General features: G+C 63.8%; 12 protein-coding genes. 6 read left to right on the top strand and 6 right to left on the bottom strand.

Annotated elements, in window-relative coordinates:
• Positions 1-18: 18 nt before the first annotated feature.
• The 4 genes from ACF8O8_RS04505 (at position 19) to ACF8O8_RS04520 (ending at position 2,915) form a co-directional block, all read left to right on the top strand.
• The gene (locus ACF8O8_RS04505) at positions 19-654 is read left to right on the top strand and encodes a DUF4136 domain-containing protein (protein ID WP_003255302.1); all 636 of its coding nucleotides are present in this window, start codon (positions 19-21) and stop codon (positions 652-654) included.
• 19 nt (positions 655-673) lie between these two features.
• Complete coding sequence (locus ACF8O8_RS04510) at positions 674-1,243, top strand: DUF4136 domain-containing protein (RefSeq protein ID WP_180688901.1); 570 nt, start codon at positions 674-676, stop codon at positions 1,241-1,243.
• A 305-nt stretch (positions 1,244-1,548) separates the two neighbouring features.
• Complete coding sequence (locus ACF8O8_RS04515) at positions 1,549-2,019, top strand: prepilin peptidase (protein WP_010951848.1); 471 nt, start codon at positions 1,549-1,551, stop codon at positions 2,017-2,019.
• A 119-nt stretch (positions 2,020-2,138) separates the two neighbouring features.
• Complete coding sequence (locus ACF8O8_RS04520) at positions 2,139-2,915, top strand: response regulator (protein ID WP_392509306.1); 777 nt, start codon at positions 2,139-2,141, stop codon at positions 2,913-2,915.
• A 72-nt stretch (positions 2,916-2,987) separates the two neighbouring features.
• Here ACF8O8_RS04520 and ACF8O8_RS04525 read toward each other — a convergent pair whose 3' ends face one another.
• Both ACF8O8_RS04525 and pbpC read right to left on the bottom strand, forming a co-directional pair.
• Positions 2,988-4,652 (bottom strand): ShlB/FhaC/HecB family hemolysin secretion/activation protein, encoded by a 1,665-nt coding sequence (locus ACF8O8_RS04525; RefSeq protein WP_392509307.1) that lies wholly within the window; start codon positions 4,650-4,652, stop codon positions 2,988-2,990.
• A gap of 92 nt (positions 4,653-4,744) precedes the next feature.
• Positions 4,745-7,099, bottom strand: coding sequence for a peptidoglycan glycosyltransferase PbpC (pbpC, locus tag ACF8O8_RS04530; RefSeq protein ID WP_054889225.1), 2,355 nt, complete (start codon positions 7,097-7,099; stop codon positions 4,745-4,747).
• A gap of 77 nt (positions 7,100-7,176) precedes the next feature.
• Here pbpC and ACF8O8_RS04535 point away from each other — a divergent pair, with 77 nt between their 5' ends.
• Positions 7,177-7,470, top strand: coding sequence for a hypothetical protein (locus ACF8O8_RS04535; RefSeq protein WP_004577004.1), 294 nt, complete (start codon positions 7,177-7,179; stop codon positions 7,468-7,470).
• Between the two features lie 151 nt (positions 7,471-7,621).
• On the opposite strand, the gene ACF8O8_RS04540 is transcribed toward ACF8O8_RS04535, so the two are convergent.
• Positions 7,622-12,523, bottom strand: coding sequence for an alpha-2-macroglobulin (locus ACF8O8_RS04540; protein ID WP_392509308.1), 4,902 nt, complete (start codon positions 12,521-12,523; stop codon positions 7,622-7,624).
• Positions 12,524-12,703: 180 nt separating this feature from the next.
• On the opposite strand from ACF8O8_RS04540, the gene ACF8O8_RS04545 reads away from it, so the two are divergent.
• Positions 12,704-14,041, top strand: a complete 1,338-nt coding sequence (locus ACF8O8_RS04545; RefSeq protein ID WP_392509309.1) for an MATE family efflux transporter — start codon at positions 12,704-12,706, stop codon at positions 14,039-14,041.
• Positions 14,042-14,167: 126 nt separating this feature from the next.
• Here the strand turns inward: ACF8O8_RS04545 and ACF8O8_RS04550 are convergent, their stop codons facing one another.
• The 3 genes from ACF8O8_RS04550 to ACF8O8_RS04560 form a co-directional block, all read right to left on the bottom strand.
• Positions 14,168-14,623, bottom strand: a complete 456-nt coding sequence (locus ACF8O8_RS04550) for a transposase (protein ID WP_392509310.1) — start codon at positions 14,621-14,623, stop codon at positions 14,168-14,170.
• A gap of 166 nt (positions 14,624-14,789) precedes the next feature.
• A complete protein-coding gene (speA, locus tag ACF8O8_RS04555; protein WP_010951840.1) occupies positions 14,790-16,703 on the bottom strand; it encodes an arginine decarboxylase in 1,914 nt (637 codons plus the stop codon).
• 150 nt (positions 16,704-16,853) lie between these two features.
• Positions 16,854-17,225 carry a translation initiation factor Sui1 gene (locus tag ACF8O8_RS04560; protein WP_003255318.1) on the bottom strand — a complete coding sequence of 124 codons (372 nt, stop codon included), beginning with the start codon at positions 17,223-17,225 and terminating at the stop codon, positions 16,854-16,856.
• Between the last annotated feature and the right edge of the window lie 15 nt (positions 17,226-17,240).

Below are 17,240 nucleotides of genomic sequence, written 5' to 3' on the forward strand. Positions count from 1 at the left end.
CCGCGCCAGGAGGAACACATGCCGTACCGTCTGTTGTGCCTGGCCCTGCTGCCCATTGCCCTGGCTGGCTGCCAGGGCAGCAACCCTTATGTGGCCAGCAGCCGCCCGTTACCACCAGCCCCTGCCCAGGCGGCCACCACCTTCGACGCCAGTGCATACCCTGCGCCCGCTCGTGATTATGGGCACTACCGCAGCTGGAGCTGGCGCAACGGCCAGTTGCCCAGCGGCGCTGTCGATGCCGACCCGGCGCAACTGGCCGATGCCGTCAGCGGTGCGCTCGACCAGCATGGCCTGCGCCCCGCTCGCACAGGCCCTGGCGACTTGCTGGTGAGCGCCGATATGCGCCTGGAAAAACGCTTGCGCCAAGTGCGTGACTACGACACCTACGACCCCTACTACGGGCCGTATCCCTATGGGGGGGTCGGCTATGGCGGCTACCGCCACGGTTATGGAGGCTATGCCAGCGTGCCCATCGTGCGTACCTACGAGGTCGAAGTCCTGGTGGTGCGCATCGACCTGTACGACGCCCGCAGCGGCCAGCCGGTCTGGAGCGCCAGCGCCGAAAGCAGCAGCAACAAGGACTCGCCCCGCGAACGCGAAAGTGCCTTGCGCGATTCTGTGCACAAGGCACTCAGCGGCTATCCTCCCAGTTAATAGCTAACGGAGAACCATCATGTTGCGCCGTCTCGTTCTACTGTCATTCGCGTTATTGCTCGCTGCCTGCTCGAGCAATAACGTCCAGCAGGATTTCGATGCCAGCCGCGATTTTGCCGCCTACCGCAGCTGGGCATGGCAGGAGCCAGGCCTGCAGTACCGCCCGGATGACCCGCGGATCAAGAGCGACCTCACCGAGCAGCGCATTCGCCAGGCGGTGGCAGACCAACTCGACCAGCGCGGCCTGCGCCCGGTACAAGGCGGAGCGCGGCCCGACCTGGCAGTACGCACATACCTGATCGTGGAGCAGCGCCAACAACAGATCACCACCAACTACGGCGGTGGCTGGGGTGGCTACTGGGGCGGCTACTGGGGTGGCCCGATGTACAACGAAACCCGCAGTGTCGACTACAAGGTCGCCACCATCCAGGTCGACATGTTCGATGGGCGTGACGGCAAGCTGGTATGGCGCGGCAGTGCCGAGCAGATCATGAACAACTACCCGCCAAGCCCGGAAGAACGCAACAGCGCAATCCGCAATACCGTGGCCAAGGTGCTGGGCAACTACCCACCGGGCAGCAAAAAATAGCGTTGGAACGCGGCTTTTGCATGCACCGTGGCCCGGCGGGAGCGGGTTTACCCGCGAAGCAATTGGCCCGGTGCATGGCACCGGCTTCGCGGATGTTCGCGGGTGACCCCACGCCTACATAGATGGCGACTCCGAGTACGACTGCGTCACCGGCCTGGCCTGTGTCAGCTACGACAAAATCCATTCCACGCACGCCTTTTTTCCGATGCCAACCGCACTCCCCCGCACGTTCCCGTCTATCTTCTTTTAAGGAAACCTGACTGACCGGGTAGAAGTGTTCAACATTTGGGAAAGGCGACCTGCCAATGCAAAGCATTGTTCTCCTGCTGTGGCTTGCCTTGTGCTCCGAACAGGATGTGCGTCAACGCCAGATCTCCAACGTGCTGACCCTGGGGGCGGCTGGCTGCGCCCTGGCCTGGCTGTTCAGCACCGGTCACAGCTGGATAGGCGCCGAAGCCAGCGAGGCCGGTTGGGCGCTGGCCATCGTCATGCTGCTGACCCTGCCAGGCTACATGCTCGGCCGCTTCGGCGCCGACGACGTCAAGCTGATGGGCGCCCTGGCCCTGGCCACCAGCCCGCAATATGTGCTCGGCACCTTCATTGGCGCGGGTGTCACTGTACTGGTCTGGCTACTGACCCGCCGCCGCCTGTGGACGCTGCTCAACCCCAAGGTAAAGAAGCGTTTGCAGGCCCTAACCGAAGAAATGGGCGACAAGCAGGCGTTCGTCCCCTATGTGTTATCAGGTTTTCTTCTAACGGCCGTATGGATCCAATAACCCTTCCAGTGGTCCGATGACTTGTACAGACCTTGTACATATTCGCTGAGTGCGACTACTTTTAAGCTGCCAGAGCGTCTGGCACGGGAGCAGGGCCGTATAAGAACAGGGAGTTGATCGTGTCCAGATCAGTGAGTGAAGTAAAGGTGTTGGTGGTTGATGACCAACCGGTCATTGTCGAACAGCTGAGTGAATTCCTTCAAACCAAGGGCTATGCCTGCGTTACAGCCCTCTCAACCGACGAAGCCATCGAGCACTATGTGGCAGACCCGACCATCGGCTTGCTCATCTGTGACCTGCACATGCCCGATCGGGATGGCATCGAGCTGGTGCGCGCCTTGAAGGAAATCAACGGCAGCCAGCGCACGTTCGAAGCCATCATGTTGACAGGGCGTGCCGAGAAACAGGACTTGATCCGGGCGATACGCGAAGGGTTTGCCGATTACTACCAGAAGCCGATGGACCTTGATGAACTGCTGGCAGGCGTCCGCCGGCAGGAAGAGGCCTTGCTGGAGCGCCAGCGCAACATCCGCGATCTGGGTGGGCTGAACCAGCGCTTGCAGGAACTGGCCGAGTCGGTGGACGAACTGTATCAGGACCTGGAAAAAGCCCGTGGCCAAGGCACCCACCGGCGTGCCAGTGATGCAGAAGAAAGCGAAAGCGAGCTGCCAGCAGCGTTCGAGAAACTGTCTCCACGCCAGCTGGAAGTGGCGCGCCTGGTAGGCAAGGGCAAGACCAATTACCAGATCGCCTGCGAACTGGGCATTACCGAAAACACCGTGAAGCTCTATGTGTCTCAGGTATTGCGTTTGACGCATATGCACAACCGCACCCAGCTGGCTCTGGCGCTGACCCCCAGCTCGTCACCCGTGCACCAGCGGTTCACGACCCATTGAGTGAAGGCTCGGCTTACCATCTGGAGCGGCCTCGTGCTGCAAAGGCTGCTCCTGCAAGCCCATAGTTGCCTGCTACAACTGGATCGCCAGGTTCAACGACAGCCGAGGCCCACGGTCCAGGCTATCCAGCGCCACATCCGCCAACGGCTTGGCCACTTCCAGCGCCACATTGAACACATGCCCACCCCCTAACCGCACACCCAGCGCCACCGAAGCCAGATGGGCGTCCTCCACCGGTCCCCGGTTATGCCAGGCCTGAGCGGTATCCACCACCGCATAGGGCTGAACCCGCGCAAGCCAGCGACTGCGCACGCTGTAGTTGAGCTCGTAAGCCACACCCCAGCCCTTGTCACCGTCCGCCTGATCGCGCGGGTAACCGCGCCCGAAATGCTGCCCGCCAAACCCCGCACGCTCGCTGTCGGGCAATCGATCATCACTCCAGTACAACGCCCCGGACACCACCCCCTGCACGTTTTCCAACAGGGTGTCGCTCTGCAAACCGGAAAGCCGCACGCGCAGGAAGTCGAGATCGTAGTCAGCATCGCTGCGTGCCCCCAGGTAGTCCAGCCCCTGATGGACCCCGGCACTGACGATACGCAAACGCCCCTGCTCCACCTTGCGCCAGTCACCTTCGAATGAGAGCGCCCGCACATAGGTGTCGTACTTGCGAGACGATGGCTGCTCGGCCATCCGGTCTTCATCATGCTCACTGACCGAGTACACGTGCCCCTGCACCGCCAGCCACTCATTCGGCCTGACAACCACCGGCTGACGCAGGCCGATCGCATAGCGCTCACTGTCGTGCTCGCGGGTGATATCGCGGCCATCGTTCAAACGTATGCGCGTGCCGGGCTCGCTGCGGTAGCGCGACGCCGACAGCAGCAGTTGGCTACCGGCGGCGTCCAGGTACTGGCTGTAATCGAGACGCTGGTAGTAGACCCGGTCATTGCCAGGGGGCAGCAGCCAGCTGGCCGTGACGCGTTCGCCATGGCGGGTCTGGGCATTGCTGGCTACGGTGATCAGGGCCTGTGCAGCATCACGGCTGGAGTCGGCCACGGTCACAGCGGCGCTGAGCGGCTTGCGCCGTGCATGCACGGTCAGCTGGGCGACACCATCGGCAGCCCGCGCCATTGCCAGTTCGGCCTCTACCACAACCCCTGGCATGCGCGTAGCCAGGCCCAGATAGCGTTCCAGCGTTTCGCGGGTCAGTGGGCGCTCGGCCTCAATGCGCGCCAGCAGCTGCTGCAAATACTCGCTGGCCGGCCCAATATCGCCGTCCACGCAGTAATCACGTACGTAACCTTCGACCAGCACCACGTTGACCCTGCCATCGGCCACATCCTGAGGAGGCAGGTAGGCATACGACAGCAAGTAGCCCTCCTGCCGGTAGCGTTGGGTCAGGCGCTGGGTGTATTGCTGCAATTCACCCACCGTGGTTTCGCGCCCGATCAGCGGCTGATAGTGTTCGCGCAGGTCGCCCAGGGGGAACACCGTGCCGCCCTCGAAGCGCACTTTATGCAGTACCAGCCGGGTGTTGGCCGGGGCCCAGTCGGGGTTGTCGATAGCCGCCCCGGCCAGCCGTATGCGGGGGTTCACAGGGGAGTAGTCCGTCATCGGCAGGTTGGCGCTGGGCAGACGCCGCTCGTACTCATGGCTGTCGAGAAACCCCGGCAACGGGTCGGCGTGGGCAGCAAGTGCCCAAAGCAGCAACATCAGGGGCACGACCAGAGGACGCATAGGGCACTCCATGTTCCCATGGGTTGCGGGGCACCAGCCGGTCACACCCGTCACTTGCAAGCGTAGGTGCTGGCCCGGCTGTCGTCGAACACCTACTCACTGACCTGGAACGCCACCCGCGCCGTCTGACCGCTTTCGTCCAGCGCGCTGAGTTCGGCCTGCCCGACCTGTGGCAAACGCAGCAACAGGCTGTCCTGCCCCTGGGTTTCACCCAACGGCTGGCCGTTGAGGAACCACCAGCGCCGTCCACCACCCCCCAAGGCAGAGACCTGCAATTGCAACGGCTCAGTGCTGGTGGCCGGGCGGCGCAGATTGTCGCCTGGGCGCACGCCGACAATCGACAGCGGTGGTGCACTGGCCGGCGCCTGCGGCGGGCAGGCCGGGTCGATGGCCGGCAAACGCGCCATGCGCCGCTCGACACGGGGTAGCCAAGGCTCCAGCGGTGCCGGCCACAGGGCGATGTCACGCGCCTTGGCGCCCGGGCAGCTACCATCGACCCGCAAGCCCTGCTCGTTGACCCACACTTTTTCGCGCAAGCCCAGGCCCAGCGGCTGGTCGGCTGCCTGCAAGGTGGGTGGCGTGGTGCCGTCCAGGGTCCATGCAAAGCGCTGACGCCGACAGTTGGTGTCCTGCTTGCTCATCGGCTGGCCCAGCGGCCAACAGATCGCCGCAACGCCGATATTCGCAGGTACCGGCGCTACCGGGACGCTGATGCCGCGTTGGCTGTCGCGATTGCTCAACAGATCGTGCACCTGCAACATCAGCGGCGCCGCCGAGGCCAGGCCGAACTGCCCAGGCACCGGTGTACCGTCGGGGCGGCCAATCCATACGCCGATCAGGTAACGCGGCCCCACGCCAATCGACCAGGCATCGCGAAAGCCGTAGCTGGTGCCGGTTTTCCAGGCCAGTAGCGGGCGCTGCACCAATTCGGCGTGCGGGTCGCGGTCCGGGCGCGCCTGGCCACTGAGGATACGCCGGATGATCCACGCCGCCCCCGGTGACAGCAACCGGTGCTCCACCAGGGGGGCCTGTGGCTGCAAGCGCACCTGCGCACTGTTGCCACCCCGCGCCAGCGCCGCGTAGCCGCCGACCAGGTCCTCCAGCCGGCTGCCGGCACCGCCCAGGATCAACGACAGGTTGGGCTCGGCAAGAGGTGGCAGTATCAACGGCATGCCCGCCATGCGCAGTTGTGCGGCAAAGCGTTTCGGGCCGTAGGCCTCCAGCAATTGCACGGCGGGCAGGTTGAGCGACAGGGCCAGCGCCGAGCTGGCCGACACCGGTCCGCTGAACCCCATGGAGAAGTTGCCAGGGCGATAGTCGCCATAGCGTCGCGGAACATCCTGCAACAGCGATTCGGAATGGATCAGGCCATCGTCCAGTGCCATGCCGTAAAGAAACGGTTTGAGGGTGGAGCCGGGCGAACGTAGCGAGCGCACCATATCGACATGGCCAAAGCGGCGCTCATCAGACAAATCTATCGAGCCCAGGTACGCGCGCACCGCCATGCTCTGCGCTTCGACCACCAGAATGGCGGCCGAGGTACGCTCCGGCAGCCGTGCGCGCCAGCCCAGCAGCAAGTCTTCAAGGCGCCGCTGAAGCGCAGCGTCAAGCGTGGTACGGATCAGCGGCGGGCTGTCAGCGCTGTTCAGGCGCCGGGCCAACAATGGCGCCAGGGCCGGCTCCTGGCGTGGCGCCAACACCAGCGGCTCCTCGGCCGCCTCGCGAATTTGCTGGGCCGGCCATACCTGGTACTCAGCCAGGCGCTGCAGCACCTTGTCCCGGGCACGCTGGGCACGCTCGGGGTGGCGGTCCGGGCGCAGCCGGCTGGGTGCCTGGGGCAGCACGGCCAGCAGTGCCGCTTCGGCAGGTGTCAGGTGCAGGGGCGACTTGCCCAGGTACGCCCAGCTGGCTGCCGCCACGCCCTGAAGCGTGCCGCCGAAAGGTGCGCGGTTCAGGTAGATCTGCAGGATGTCGCGCTTGGACAAGTGCCATTCCAGCTGCAAGGTGCGCCATAGCTGACGCAGTTTGCCGACCAAGGTACGGTCGTGCGGGTCGAGCAGCCGTGCCACCTGCATCGACAATGTGCTGCCGCCCGACACAACACGCCCGCCGCGCAGGTTCAGCCAGGCCGCGCGGACCAATGCCAGCGGGTTGACCCCTGGGTGGTTGTAGAACCAACGGTCCTCATAAGTCAGCAAAGCCTGCAGGTAAAGCGGCGAAACCTCTTCAGGGCTTACGGGGTAGCGCCACACGCCATCAGCATCGGCAAAGCGCCACAAGGGCGTGCCGTCTTCGGCCAGCACTACCCGGGCCAGGTCATCACCCGGCAGCGGCAACGGCCAGATACGATCAGCCAGCCAGAACAGGCTGCCGAGCACCAGCAGACTGATCAGCGTGGCACGCAACAACCTGCCCGCACGGCACCGTGGTCGCGCTAAGCTTGGCATCGGGAACCGACCTGGCCAGGTAATGGCCAAAGGCTTTGGGACGACAACCTCGCCGATTTTTTCATCAGGAAGCAACTATGCATGTAGAAGGTTTTTTCGAGTGGCTGGGCCAGGCACTGGGGTCGTTGATCCGCTTCATCGTCGACGCATTGAGCGGGTTGTTCAACCTGCTGGCCAATGCCGGTGGCAACTTCATCGATGGCCTGTCGCGCACCTTGGGCATGGACACTTCGCTGCTGAGCATCCTGGCCCTGATCATCGGCCTGATGCTGCTGTACTCGGCAATCCGCGCATTCATGCGCGCCTCGATCATCCTCGGAATCATCTGGCTGGTGCTGGGGCTGTGGGTGATGAGCTGGGTGATCCACTGATCTGCGCGGTCTTTGTGGGAGCGGCCTTGCGTCGCGATAGGGCTGCACAGCAGCCCCAGGCTTTCAGCTTCGCCGCTTGAATTGTCGGGGCCGCTTTGCGGCCCGATCGCGACGCAAGGCCGCTCCCACATTGTCCGCGTAGAGCGGGCCTCTAGCGGGCTTTCACCGTCATCTCCCCTTGCCCATCGCCCACGGCCTGCAGGTTCGGCCGATACATCGACTCGACCTGCGGCGGCGGCACGCGGTAGGTGCCCGGGGTCACTGCTCGCGCCAGGTACAGCAGGTGGGTGGTGCCATAGCCGTCAAGCTTGAGCGCGGCAACATAACGGTCATCACGGTACTCCTGATGCACCACGCTGGCATTCTGCATCGACTCGCGCCACGCCTTCACTGCACTGCTGGCGTTGTCCAGGCTGGCGGCGCTTTGAGCCAGGTTCTGGTTTTCCAGCTCCAGGCCGGCCGGCAGCAGGTCCACCACCAACGCATCCGGCACGCGGTCCTCAGCTTTGAGCGCCAGGTGCACCAGCACAAGGTCGCCACTGCGCAGGTTGTGCAGGTCCAGCGGCTGGCCATTCATGCCCAGGTACTCTCTGTGAATCTGCAGTCCGTTGCCGCCAGCAGCAGGTGCCTGTCGTGGGTAGCCGGACAAGGTCAGTTGCTGGTACAGCGTCTCGTTGCCTTCATTCTGCACGCTCAGAGGCGAGGCCAGTAACGGGCCTTCCAGCTTCATACCGGCCTCGGCATTGTTCAACTCGCGCACTTCACCCGCGCTGTCCAGGCGTGCCTGCCACTGGCCTTCCGGCTTGCCCAGCAGACCACGGCCGGCGAGGAACAGTGCATTGCGCTCTTGGGTCGACAGCCAACGGTTGGCCGCCAGTTCATCGGACAAGGCGAACAGGCGCTGATCGACCTGGCTGCTGGCCAGGTTGCTTTCCTGCAGCAGCGCCAGGATCAGTGCCTGGTCACGCAGGGCGCTGCCATAATCGGCCAGCCAGCCTTTGCCACGGCTGATGCCCAGGCCCGCCTGCAAGGCTTGCTCGGCACGCGGTTTGTCGCCCATTTTGTCCAGCGCCACTGCCAGTTGTACCAGCGGCAGACCGGAGCGGGCATCGGCGCGACGTTCGAACAGCCCGCGCAGGGCACCCAACGGCGCCTGCTGGCTGCGCGACAGCACCAGCGCCGCGTAGGCCTGCACCGCAAAGCGCGTGTGGTCGGCATTTTCGCTGTAGTCCACTTCGATCAGGTTGCGTTCCTGCAGGTAACGCAGCAGGCGCTCACTGGCCTTCTTCAATGCCTCGGCGGGTACGCCATACCCTTGGTCACGGGCACGCAGCAGGAAGTCAGTCACATAGGCGGTCAGCCAGTACTCTTCCTCGCTGTCCGAACTCCACAGGCCAAAGCTGCCGTTGTAGCGCTGCATCCCCAGCAGGTGCTCGATGCCCATTTCGATCTTGCGTTTGCGCACATCCGCCGGCTCGCCCTTGATGCCAAGGCGCTTGAGGCTGTCGGCATCGGCGTACAGCGAGGGGTACAGGCCGCTGGTGGTCTGTTCGAGGCAGCCGTAGGGGTAGGCTTGCAGCGCGCGAATCTGCTCGGCAAGGTTCAGCGGCGGCCGGCTCGACAAGGCCAGGCTGGCTTCCAGGCCTGCGGGTTCGAAGGCGGCCAGGTCTGCTTCGGGCAGAGTCCACGGCTGGTCCTTCAAGGCCACACGGTAGTGCTTGAGCATTGCCGGGTAGGCCGGGCGCACGCCCAGCGTCCACTCACGTTCGAACGCATTGACCGGCTCGTTCGGCAGTTGCAGGCCCGTCACCCGGACATGCACCTTGCCCTGCCCCAGCCCCCCCTGGGCCTGCACCGGAATCATCAGCGTCGAGCGCTGCCCTTCGGCCAGGTTAACGCTCTGCACGGCATTGGCCGCCAGGCTCAGTTGCCCATCCGTGGTGATTTCGACGCTCAGTTGCTGGGCGCGGCCGGACAGGTTGGCCAGGTCCAGTGCCAGGCTGGTACGGTCGCCACCGGCCAGGAAGCGCGGGGCCGAAAGCTCGGCAATCAACGGCGCGGCGACCACGGTCTTGCCTTCGGCCATGCCGAAGTGCTCTTCGGTCCAGGCCTGCGCCATCAGCCGCAATTCGCCGTTGAAGTCGGGGATGTCGACCGTGGCCTGGCCCTCACCCTTGTCGTCCAGCGTCACCGGCAGGCTCTGCTGGGCGACGATGGTTACCGTAGTGTTGGGTCGCTTGCCCCCCTTGGCCATCGCCGCATCACCACCGAACGCCAAGCTGGCCAGGCGGCCTTGGCCGGCCTCGATCAACTGGCCGTAGATGTCCAGTTGATCGGCACCATAGGCCTTGCGCCCGAACAGGCTGGCGAACGGGTCGGGGGTTTTGAAATCGGTGATATTGAGGATGCCCACGTCAACCGCCGACAACAACACATGCACCTGCTTGGGCACACTGCCATCGGCGTTGGCGGCCTTTACCTTCACTGTCAACGGCTGTTTCGGGCGCATTTTCTCCGGCGCCTGCAGGCTCAGCGCAAGCTTGCGCTCGGCGCGGTCCAGCGGCAGGTGCAGCACGCCCACGGCGCGCTTGGGCGTGGCATTGGCCTTGCGCTCACCAGGGCGGATAACCAACGCGCTGATGTACAGGTCGTGACGGGCCCAGGCCTTGTCCAGTTGCACGTCAAAGGTCTTGCCCTCGGCGGGCACATCGATCTCCTGCCACCACAGCGGGCCATCGCTGGACTCGATCATCAGGTAGCCGCTGCCCGCCGCGGGCGGGGTGACGGTGACCTTGGCATTAGCGCCATCGGTGTAGGAGGGTTTGTCCAGCGCCAGCTTGACCTGGTCCGGCCGCACCGCGCCGCCCTCAGCGTTGTCCTGGGCACGGTAGCCGGCCCAGAAGCGCTCACTGGACACCAGACCGGTCTGCGGGTCTTCGACCTCGACGCGGTACGGGCCCCACTCAACCTGGAAGCTGAGTTTGGCGGTGGAACCTGCCTTGACGCTGATCGTCTCTTCGTTCTGGGTCAGGAACTTCTCGTTGTAGGCGTAGCTCCAGCCGTCGCTTTGCGAGTAATTCCAGTAGTAATCGCGGCGTTCGCGAACAAGGCGCACCTTGAGCGCGTCGGCCGCCAGTTTGTTACCGTCGCGGTCGGCCACCAGGAACTCGAATTCCACGGGCCCGTCGCTATCGGTCTCCTCACCTTCGAACAGGCCTCGCAGGCCCGGCAGGCGCTCAGCCGGCCAGATAGGCTGCTCCAGGCGCCGGGTGATCGGCCGGCCACCCGACTCCTGCAGGCTGGCCTGCACGGTCAGTTGCAGCGGAGAGCGGGCTTCGGCCCAACGGCTTTCGATATCGACCACCGCCTTGCCGGCCTGGTCAAGGGTGACTTCGTCCAGTTCCAGGTCCTGGTTCAGATCGGTTTCGGTGACAGAGCCGAACTGGTAGCCAGGCAACGCCGGTACTGCTTCGCGCAGCGGGCGTACATAGGCCTGACCGCTCAGGCGGTTGCCGGCGGCCGGCGCACCATAGAGGTAACGGCCATTGACCTGGATACGCGCATCTTCATCCGGCGAAAGCGGTGTGCTGCTGCCCTTGAGCTCCAGCGCCAGGCGCTCGGGCAGGAAGTCTTCAACGAGGAATTCATAGACCTGCTTGCGCCCGCCACCCAGGTCGAGCAGCAGTTGCCAACGGCCGGTCGGGGCCTCGGTGGCCAGTTGCAACTGGTATTGGTACAAGCCATTGCTGTCGGCTTCCCAGACGAACTTGCGGCTCACCTGTTCATCCGGGCGACGCACTTCCACGCTCACCGGCTGGGCTTTGACCGGCTTGCCGTCCTGGTCGCGCAGCAGGCCGTTGAGCAGCACCGTCTCACCCGGGCGGTACAGGTCACGCGGGCCGAAGATGAAGAACTGCAGCGGGTTGGCCTGAGGCCCGGTAATGTCGAATTCGGCCAGGTCCAAGGCTGCGGTGTTCAGGCGCAGCAGCGTGGTATGCACGCCCTGGGTGGCGATCAGGGTATCGGCCTTGGGCGTGATCGGCAGCTGGGCATGCCCCTTGCCATCGCTGGTGGCCTGGGCCAGCAGCTTGCCCTTCTCGTCATGGATTTCCAGGTTGACGCCGCTAAGCGCCTTGCCGCCTTCCAGGGCTTGAGCAAACACGTCGATGCGATCGCGGTAGCGGTGGGCCGACACGCCGATGTCGCTAAGGGTGAACAGGGTTGCCGGCTGAGAATAATCGTAGGTACCCGAGGCGCGCATCACTGCCAGGTACACGCCTGGCGCCTGCAACGGCTTGATGCCGGCAATCGGCAGCAACACGGTCTCGCGCGTGTTGCGCGCCGGGTTGAGATCGAAGCGGCCGCTGTAGACCAGCTCGGCCATGTCCAGGGTTTCCTTGGACTGGTAGTAGTACAGGCTGCTGTTGCGTCCCCAGTTGGCCAGGAAGGTCGAGAGCATGTCTGGCTTGATGCGGAAGAACTCGACATCCACTTTGTCGACGTTCAGGGCAATCACCGGCAGGCCTTCGGCCAGGCGCGTAGGCAGCAAAGAGCCGCGGCTGGCAAAGCCGATGGTCGGCTGCATGTCGCGGGTTTCCAGGCGGGTGATCGACTCGCTGTCCAACTGCTTGCCGTTGACTGCCAGCAGCCCCTTGTCGACGGTCAGCACCAGCTTGCGCTGCGGCTCCAGGTGGCGCAAGCGCAGCTCCATCTGGTTGTCGGAGAGTTCCCAGGCACCGTCGAGCTTGCCTTTGACGGTGTCTACCAGGTGCACCTTGGTGGTGAAGTCCTGCTTGGCATCCAGCGGTACGGAGAAGCTGATCGACAGCGTTGCCGCGCCATCGAGCTGCACTTCCGATACGTCCAGCACCGTGAGTTCGCGGCCCTCGTAGCGCTTGGCGAGCACGGTCGGGTCCTCACGCTTGGGGGCGGAGGCTTCGGCGGGCGCGGGTGCCACAGACTTCTCGACCGGTGCGGGTTTACCCGGCGTGGAAGAGTCACAGGCACTGAGCAACGCCAGCGCGCAGGCCAGCAACAATCCTTTGTTGAACATGAGATAGGAACTCTTGGGCAGCGTGTACGTGAGGGCAGCAACTATAGCTCAACGTCAGGTGCAGCACCCGGCGTTGCGCGCCAGGTCAGACCATGGTCGCGCTAAATGGTTGCCTGGTCGTTACACTGTGGCCATTCGTTAAAGGGGCACACAGCGGCCCCAAAATCTCATGGAATGCACATGCCCCAACTCGCTGCCGACTGGCGCCACCGCCCCACCCACCGCAAGGTCTGGGCGCTGGCCGCGCCGATGATCCTGTCCAACATTTCGGTACCGCTGGTGGCGCTGGTCGACAGCACGGTCATCGGGCATCTCCCGCACGCTCACCAACTGGGCGCCGTAGCCGTCGGCGCCACCTTGTTCACCTTCATGGTCGGCCTGATGGGCTTCCTGCGTATGGGTTCCACCGGCTTCGCTGCTCAGGCCGCCGGCCGTGGCGACGGTGCAGCGCTACGCCAGGTCCTGGTGCAAGGGCTGCTGCTGGCGGTCGGCTTCGCCCTGTTGATCGGCCTGCTGGCCCTGCCCTTCAGCCAGCTGGCACTCCATGCGATGCAACCCAGCGCAGCCCTGCAGCAATCCACCGAAGACTTCTTCCATACCCGCCTGCTTGGCCTGCCTGCGGCGCTGGCCAGTTACGCGCTGGTCGGCTGGTTCCTCGGCACGCAGAACGCCAGGGCTCCACTGGCCATCCTGCTGACCACCAACCTGCTGAACATCGCCTTGAACCTATGGTTCGTGCTGGGCCTGGACTGGGGTGTACTGGGCTCGGCGCGGGCGTCGGTAATTGCCGAATGGAGTGCCGCCCTGCTCGGCCTGGCCCTGACCCGCCCGGCTCTGCGGGCATACCCGGGGCAGATCGTGTGGGCAGCGCTCAAGCGCTGGCAGGCCTGGAGGCCACTGCTGGCGGTGAACCGCGACATCTTCCTGCGGAGCCTGGCACTGCAACTGGTGTTCCTGCTGATTACCGTGCAGGGCGCGCGTCTGGGTGAGGCCACGGTGGCGGCCAACGCCCTGCTGCTCAACGGCCTGCTGCTGACGGCCTATGCGCTGGATGGGCTGGCCCATGCGGTGGAGGCCTTGTGCGGCCATGCCATTGGTGCCCGTGACCGCGACACCTTGCGCCGCTCGCTGGTGGTCGCTTGTGGTTGGTCACTGATCACCAGCCTGGGCTTTGCCGGGCTGTTCCTGCTGGGTGGGCACCTGTTCATCGACTTGCAGACTGATATCGACAGTGTGCGGGCGGCGGCTTATCCGTATTTGCCCTACCTGGCGTTGCTGCCGCTGATCACGGTGTGGAGTTACTTGCTGGATGGCTTGTTCATCGGCGCGACCCGGGCGCGGGAAATGCGTAATGCAATGCTGGTTTCGGTGTTGATTGCGCTGCCGGTGGCAGTGGCCATGAGCGGGTTGGGCAACCATGGGTTGTGGATGGCGTTTCTTGGGTTCATGGGGTTGCGGGCGGTGACGTTGGGGTGGGTCGGGTGGCGGTTGCAGCAGAGAGACCTGTGGTTTGGCTGATTGGGGCCGCTTTGCGGCCCATCGCGACGCAAGGCCGCTCCCACAGGGGATAGCGAGTCGGCCTGCTTTTGCGATCCCTGTGGGAGCGGCCTTGTGTCGCGAAATGAGGGCGAAGCCCTCACATGCTCACAGCCATACACAGTCCCAATGGGGATACTCGCCAGCCCGCCGCACGAGGCCCGCCCGAATGGGGTTGGCGATGATGTAGCGGGCCACCGCTCGCACATCCTCCTCGCGACGCAAAGCCCGGTCATGAAAGCTGGTTTGCCAGATATGCCGTCTTTCAGCACCGGCCTTGTACAAGGCACAGCTGCTTCTGGATTTGAACTCGCACATCAGCCTACCCAGGCTCACTGGACCCAGCTCGATAAGCCAGTGAAGGTGATCCGGCATCAACACCCATGCCAGCGATCGACAAGCCTTGCGCTCATCGCTGAACCGCAACTGCTGGATCACGGTCCTGGCGAATCGGAAGTCTTTGAACAACGGCGTTCGGTCACGAGTGGTTGTGGTGAGCAGATAAAGGCGCCCGGATTCAGACACTCGACCGCCACGTAAACGATGGGAGCCTGGACGTTGCATATCGTCCTCCTTTGAACATTGCATTCAAAGGTAGCGGCATTGGTGCGATGGACCAGGGCCGGATATTTACCGGTTGTGACGCTGGTGAGGGCTTCGCCCTCATATCGCGACGCAAGGCCGCTCCCACAAAAGGCAGCACAGGCTTTTGCAGGAGCGGCCCCGTCAATTACGACGACAGGTACGAAGACCGGGTCAAGCCCAGGCGCAAGGCATCCAGATACTGGGTCCGCTCACGCGCAGTGATCTTGGCGCTGGCAACCTTGTCGCGGTAATGCGTCATCAACTCTTCCGGCGACAGGTGCACGTAGCGCAGCATGTCTTCGATGGTGTCGTGGGTTTCGATACCGGCGTGGTACACGCTGCCGTCGGCATTCTGGTAGATGTTCACCGAATCGGTGTCACCGAACAGGTTGTGCATGTCACCCAGGATTTCCTGGTAGGCACCCACCAGGAACACGCCCAGCAGGTAATCCTCACCCTCCTTCACCGCATGCACCGGCATGCTGGTTTCGATGCTCTGCTCGTCAACGTACTGGTTGATCTTGCCGTCGGAATCGCAAGTCAGGTCCTGCAATACCGCACGCCGCATCGGCTCTTCGTCCAAGCGGTGCAGCGGGATGATCGGCAGGACCTGGCCGATGGCCCAGGTGTCTGGCAGGCTCTGGAACACCGAGAAGTTGCAGATGTACTTGTCGGCCAGCTTGTCGTTCAGCTCGTCCAGCACCTGGCGGTGCGAGCGCTGGCGGGCTTTCAGCGAGTTGTGCAGGCGGCGGCACACGGCGAAATAGCACTGCTCGGCCAGGGCCTTCTCGCCCAGGCTCAGCTTGCCATCGGCGTACTGCGCGGCCACATCACCCATGTAGTGGGTGGCGCGCCAGTAGGTCTCGGTGACCATCTCGATGTCGGTCGGGCCAAGCAGGTCGACCAGCCACTGCACGGTCTCGGGCAGGGCTTCCTTGTTCTCGATGGTCGGTACGTCGTCATTGTGTTTCTCGACGTCGGTCACCTGGATCACCAGCATGGCGTGGTGCGCGGTCAGCGAACGGCCACTCTCCGAGAAGATGTGCGGGTGCGGCAAGCCCTGCGCGTCGCAGAACTCCTTGAGCATGCCCACCACCACGCCGGCGTAGTCGTCCATGTCGTAGTTGATCGAGCTGGCATTGCGCGAGTGGGTGCCGTCGTAGTCCACACCCAGGCCGCCACCCACGTCGATGTGGTCGACCGGCAGGCCCAGCGCACGCAGTTCGCCGTAATAACGGATGGCTTCCTTGAAACCGTGCTGGTAGTCAGCCAGGTTGGCGATCTGCGAACCCATGTGGAAGTGCAGCAGGCGGATGCCCTGATCCAGGCCCGCATCGCGGAAGCGCTGCACCACCGAAAGCAACTGGGCGGCGGACAAACCGAACTTGGACTTCTCGCCACCGGTGTCGGCCCACTTGCTCGAGGCCAACGACGACAGGCGAACGCGCAGGCCAACCTGTGGTTTCACCTTGAGCTCGGCGGCCTCTTCGATCACCAGGGCCACTTCCGACTCTTTCTCGATGACGATGAACACATTGTGGCCAAGCTTCTGACCCATCAGCGCCAGGCGAATGAACTCACGGTCCTTGTAGCCATTGCAGACGATGGTGCCGCCCTTCGGCGCCAGCGCCAGCACTGCCAGCAACTCGGGTTTGGAGCCGGCTTCCAGGCCGATGGAAACGTTTTGCGTGGCGATGATGTTTTCCACCACCGCTTCCTGCTGGTTGACCTTGATCGGGTACAGCGCGGTGTACTGGCTCTGGTATTCCAGGCGCGCGATGTTGGCGTCGAAGGCACCGGTCAGCTGGCGCACACGGTCCTGCAAAATGTCAGGGAAGCGTACCAGCAAGGGCAGCGACAAGCCGCTCTGGCGCAGTTCGTCGACCTGTTCGAACAGGTCGATCGGAGCGCTTTGAGGGCCGTTGGGGCGTACTTCGACGCGCCCGGCTTCATTGATGGCGAAATAGCCAGCGCCCCAATGGCGGATACCATAAACACTGCGGCTGTCGGCCACGGTCCATTGGCTACCATCGTCTTTGCGTGTGCGTCGTACGGACATTCAAGTCCCCTATAGATAAGTCGAAGACACTGCCCGCAGGCAGCGGGGCGAGTGTAAAAGCTGAAAATGACGATTCATCCGTGCTCAGGCATAGACTCTGACCACGGGAACGAGTTTAGAAAGCGCTGGGCAAAAAATCGCGCGATGGCCTCAGCCGCCGGACTTTTTCGCCTTGAAACCCTGTTTGGTCAGCTCGCCGATCAACAGCTCGACATGGTCGCCCTGGATCTCGATAACCCCGTCCTTCAAGGCGCCGCCGGTACCGCAGCGGCGCTTGAGCGTGGTCGCCAGCTCTTTGAGCTGATCGGGCGGCAGCGGCACGCCGGTGACGGTGGTCACGGTCTTGCCGCCACGGCCTTTGCTTTCGCGGCGCACGCGGGCAATGCCGTCGCCTTCGGGGATGATTTGCTGCTTGCAGGTGCAGGCGTCCACCGGCTGGCCACAGTCGGGGCAGTGCCGACCGGCGTCGGTGGAGTACACGAGACCGCCAAGGGCGGAAAAGGAAGAAGCTTTCTTGGCCACTTTTGTTCCTCGGTG

Origin of the sequence: Pseudomonas sp. TYF_14 (genome assembly GCF_043105275.1) — a bacterium.
Taxonomy (GTDB): Bacteria; Pseudomonadota; Gammaproteobacteria; order Pseudomonadales; family Pseudomonadaceae; genus Aquipseudomonas; species Aquipseudomonas alloputida.